The sequence below is a fragment of the Pseudomonas sp. genome, from assembly GCF_037994325.1.
In the GTDB taxonomy this organism is placed as follows: domain Bacteria; phylum Pseudomonadota; class Gammaproteobacteria; order Pseudomonadales; family Pseudomonadaceae; genus Aquipseudomonas.
The window spans coordinates 1-5,081 of record NZ_JBBNAH010000319.1 but is presented as its reverse complement, the minus strand read 5'-3'; the positions used below and the strand labels follow the sequence as shown (position 1 = coordinate 5,081).

Annotated in this window: 3 protein-coding genes; all 3 read left to right on the top strand. The window is 61.0% G+C overall.

The genetic code is table 11. The annotated features are described in order from the left end of the window. The coding region (dinG, locus tag AAAB16_RS10835; RefSeq protein ID WP_340663321.1) for an ATP-dependent DNA helicase DinG at positions 1–1,996 on the top strand (1,996 nt) is incomplete at its 5' end. A 59-nt stretch (positions 1,997–2,055) separates the two neighbouring features. After that, positions 2,056–4,587 carry a beta-agarase gene (locus AAAB16_RS10830; protein ID WP_340663320.1) on the top strand — a complete coding sequence of 844 codons (2,532 nt, stop codon included), beginning with the start codon at positions 2,056–2,058 and terminating at the stop codon, positions 4,585–4,587. Between the two features lie 84 nt (positions 4,588–4,671). Continuing rightward, positions 4,672–5,081 (top strand): serine hydrolase domain-containing protein (locus tag AAAB16_RS10825; protein ID WP_340663319.1); only part of this gene is annotated, 410 nt, incomplete at its 3' end.

Here is a 5,081-nt window from a genome sequence, read left to right as displayed (position 1 = left end):
GCGCAGCAGCGACCCCGCCGTGGTGGCGGTTGAGGCGGGCACCGGTACCGGTAAAACCGTGGCCTATAGCCTGGCCACCATTCCCTTGGCCAAAGCCGCCGGTAAACGCCTGGTCATCGCCACCGCCACCGTGGCCTTGCAAGAGCAGATCGTGTTTAAAGATCTGCCCGAGGTCATGCGCAACAGTGGCCTTAGCTTTACCTTTGCCCTAGCCAAGGGCCGTGGCCGCTACCTGTGTTTGTCCAAGCTGGACATCCTCATGCAAGAAGGCGAGTCGCAAAACGCCACTGCCGCCTTGTTTGAAGAGGAAGGCTTCAAGATTGAAGTCGACCAAGGCAACCAAAAGCTCTACACGCAAATGGTCGAAAAGCTCGCCGGCAACAAATGGGACGGTGACCGCGACAGCTGGTCCGAGGCCCTGGAAGATGCCGATTGGGCGCGCCTGACCACCGACCACAGCCAGTGCACCAACCGTCATTGCCCGAACTTTCAACAGTGCGCCTTCTATAAGGCCCGTGAAGGCATGGGCAAGGTCGACGTTATCGTCACCAACCACGACATGGTGCTTGCCGACCTGGCCCTGGGCGGCGGTGCGGTGCTGCCTGACCCACGCGATACCCTGTATGTGTTCGACGAAGGCCATCACCTGCCAGACAAGGCCATCGGCCATTTTGCCCATTACACGCGGCTGCGTTCCACCGCCGATTGGCTGGAGCTGACGGCGAAAAACCTCACCAAGCTCTTGGCGCAAAATCCGCTGCCCGGTGATCTCGGCCGGTTGATTGAGCAGGTGCCGATTCTGGCGCGGGAAATCCGCACCAATCAGCAGTTTATGTTTAACGCCTGCGAGCAACTGGCGGACTTCAAAGCCGGTGAAGACATGGAAGGCCGCGAACGCCCGCGTCACCGCTTTGTCGGCGGCGTAGTGCCTGAACACCTGACCGAGATGGGCCTGGAACTAAAGAAAGGCTTCTCGCGCCTGACCGACCTGTTTACTGGCCTGACTGAGCTACTGAAAAAATCCATGGATGGCGAAGCCGCCATCGGCATTGCCAGCCACCAAGCCGAAGAGTGGTACCCGCTGTTTGGTAGCCTGCTGGCCCGTGCGCAAAACAACTGGGAACTGTGGTTGGCCTTTACCGCCGAAGACCCCGAGGAAAGCCCGCCCATGGCGCGTTGGCTGACCCTGGCCGAAGGCGGCGCGATGTTTGACATTGAAGTCAACGCTAGCCCGATTCTTGCCGCCGAAACCCTGCGCCGCAGTTTGTGGAATGTCGCCTACGGCTGCCTGGTGACGTCCGCCACCCTGACGGCGCTAGGCACCTTCGACCGTTTCCGTATGCGCGCCGGGCTGCCGAAAGTGGCGGTTACCGCCATTGTGCCGAGCCCGTTCCACCATGCCGACGCCGGTGTGCTGCGCGTGCCGGACCTCAAGGCCGACCCGCGTGACGCCGCAGCCCACACAGCGGCCATCGTCCGTGAACTGCCGGGCTTAGTGGAAGGGTCGCGCGGCACCTTGGTGCTGTTCTCCTCGCGCAAACAAATGCAGGAAGTCTTTGATGGCGTCGACCGCGACTGGCGCAAACGCGTGTTTATCCAGGGCAACTTGTCCAAGCAAGAGACCCTGAACAAGCACAAAGCGCGCGTCGATGACGGCGAAGCCAGCGTGCTGTTTGGCTTGGCCAGTTTTGCTGAAGGGGTGGATTTGCCCGGCGCTTATTGCGAGCACGTGGTGATCGCCAAGATTCCCTTTGCCGTACCGGATGACCCGGTAGAAGCGGCGCTGGCCGAGTGGATCGAGGCGCGTGGCGGCAACCCGTTTATGGAAATCGCTGTGCCAGATGCTTCACTGCGTCTGGTGCAGGCCTGCGGTCGCCTGCTGCGCACCGAGGCCGATCGCGGCACTATTACGCTTTTGGATCGACGCGTTGTCACCCAACGCTACGGCAAGGCCATTCTCAACGCCTTGCCGCCGTTTCGCCGAGAAATTACTTAAGACAGCATCAATTAAGAAGTCTGCTGTCTATTGGCTGGTTGTTTAGGAGAGCCTGTCACATGATTCGCCGTTCACTGCCCGGTATATTCGCCTTGATGGTATCTGCGCCCCCGTTGGCGCTCGCCGCCGAGCAACAGACGCTGTTCAACTTTGTCAGCCCCGCCGATGTGGTGCAGGTGCAGACCCAGAACGCCAGCCTGCCTTCGCTGACTGCCGAATTGGCCGCCGAAAGCGAGCCCATGCGGCGGGTAACGTTCAACCCGTCCGACAACCCCAGCCTGCGTCTGACCCCGCAAAGCGGTGTGTGGGATTGGTCCAAAGCCAATGTCATGACCCTGCGTATCCAGAACGCCATGGACTGGGCGCTGACCCTCGATATCCGTATGGAAAGCAGCGACGGCAAGGTTCTTACCAGCCGCATCGCGCTACCGGCCGGCCCGGCGCAAAACCTGCTGATTCCTCTGCACGCCACCTCGCCACGTGCGCAAGGCATGCGTGCTGGCCCGGCGATGCCGTGGACCGTGGATGGCCAGCGGGTGATTCTGGCTGACACCGTTGAAGGCGACTTGGACCTGAGTAAGGTCACCGCCGTCGGCATTTATATGAGCAGCCCGGATGTGCCGCAGAGCATTCTGCTCGGCCGTTTCGGTGTGCGTGAAGGTGACGAAACCCAGCAGCAGCTGTACACCGGCATTGTCGACGCCTATGGCCAGTACACCCGCGGCCAGTGGCCGGAAAAGGTCAACAGCGACGAGCAGTTGAAAGGCGCCGCCGGCAAAGAAGCCAGCCAACTTAAGAGCTGGCTGGAAAAAAATGAAAAGACCGACCAATACGGTGGTCTGCTCGGCGGCCCGCAGTTCGATGCGTCGGGTTTTTTCCGCACGGAAAAACGCGATGGCCGCTGGTTCCTGGTCACTCCGGAAGGGCACCCGTTCTACTCGCTGGGGGTGAACACCGTCAGTGCCGGTAATAGCGCCACCTACGTTGAAGGCCGCGAAACCATGTTTACCGGCTTGCCCAAAGACGGCGAGCCGCTGGCCGCTTACTACGGCGGCAGCAGCAGCCGCGCCGACACCGGTGCCGCCAAGGGCCGTAACTTCGACCAGGGCCGCTGGTTCGATTTCTACCGCGCCAACCTGCAACGCACCTTCCCCGAGCAGCCGTGCGCCAACCTCGTCGACAAGAGCACTGCGCAGGTAGTCAACGACGAAGAAAGCGAAATGCCGGCCGATGTCGAGGCCAATGCCGAGAACACCACCAATACCGCAGAAACCACCGCCGTGGCGCCGGTTGCGCCGCCGGTAGTGACGGCGCCGGTTGAGGCTAAACCAGTGGTGGCCGAAGAGAAGTGCGTAACCAAAGCCTTCGACCCGGTGCGCTGGACGCAAAACACCCTCGACCGCTTGCAAGCCTGGGGCTTTAACACCGTTGGCAACTGGAGCGATCCATCGCTGGCCGCTGCCAAGCGCATGCCATACACCTTGCCGCTGTCCATTAGCGGCGACTACAAAACCATCAGCACCGGCGTTGATTGGTGGGGCGGCATGCCTGACCCATTCGACCCGCGTTTTGCCATGGCTGCCGAGCGCGCCGTGGCCATCGCCACCCGCGATCATCGCGACGACCCGTGGTTGCTCGGTTTCTTTGCCGATAACGAACTGGCCTGGGCGGGGCCTGCGAATGACCCGAATGCCCGCTATGCCTTGGCATACGGCACCCTGAACCTGACCACCGACGTTCCGGCCAAGCGCGCTTTCCTGAAAATGCTGCGCGACAAGTACCGCAACCAAGACGGCCTGTCCAAAGCCTGGGGTATCGAGCTGCCGGCCTGGGAATTGATGGAAGACCCAGGTTTCCAGGCGCCACGTCCGAACCCTGAGCACCCGGCTATCGAAGCGGATATGCAGCAATTCCAGCGCCTGTTCGCCGACACCTACTTCAAAACCATCGACGACGCGCTTAACTGGCACGCCCCGAACCACCTGCTGTTGGGTGGCCGTTTTGCCGCCAGCAACCCAGAAGCCGTGGCCTCGTGCGCGCAGTATTGCGACGTGCTGAGTTTTAACTTCTATACCAAGGAACCTCAGCACGGTTACGACTTCGCCGCGCTGAAAACCCTCGACAAGCCAATCCTGGTCACCGAGTTCCACTTCGGTTCCCGCGACCGTGGCCCGTTCTGGGGCGGTGTCAGCGAGGTATACAACGAAGAGCAACGCGGCCCAGCCTATGCGCACTTTGTTGAAGAAGCGGTGAAGGAGCCGATGATTGTCGGCACCCACTTGTTCCAATACCTCGACCAACCGGTAACCGGTCGCCTGCTGGATGGCGAAAACGGCCACTTTGGTTTGGTCGCTATCACCGACCGGCCGTTCGACGGCTTTGTCAAAGCCGTGCGCAACGCCAACCTGGCCGTAGCTAAAGCTGTGCTCACACCGGTTGTTGTGCCTGAAGCGGCTGCTCCGGCTGCGGCTAAAGATGCCGGTAACGGCAGCGGCAAAGGCGAAGGCAAGGGCAAAGGCGGCGAGGGCAAAGGTAAGGGCGGCGAAGGCAAAGGCGGTGAAGGCCATGGCGGCCCCGGCGGCAAGGGATAACCCTCAGCCAGATTTTCGGCTGGTTCCTGCGGGAGATGGGCGTCTTTACGCTGCCCATCTCAGGTGCTGCTTAAGGAGTTGAACGTGCAAGTTCAAGGCTATTTCGATCTTAACTTTGAAGCGGTCAAAGACGCCTTCGCGGCGCTGTTTGACGATCCCCAAGAGCGCGGCGGTGCGCTATGCATCCAGATCGATGGCGAAACCGTGATCGATATCTGGGCCGGCACGGCTGATAAAGCCGGTGAGCAAGCCTGGAACACCGACACCCTCGCTAACCTGTTTTCCGTGACCAAAACCTTTACCGCCGTTACCGCGTTGCAGTTGGTGGGCGAGGGCAAGTTAAGCCTCGACGCGCCAGTCGCCTCGGTCTGGCCCGAGTTCGCCGCCGCCGGTAAAGAAAAAATCACCCTGCGCCAGTTGCTCAGCCATCGCGCCGGCTTGCCTGCCGTTCGTGACATGTTGCCGCTCGAAGCGCTGTACCAATGGGACACCAT

What these genes read in the sequence shown, in the direction of transcription:
- AAAB16_RS10830 (WP_340663320.1), top strand. Translation starts at nt 2,056, where the DNA reads ATGATTCGCCGTTCACTGCCCGGTATATTCGCCTTGATGGTATCTGCG.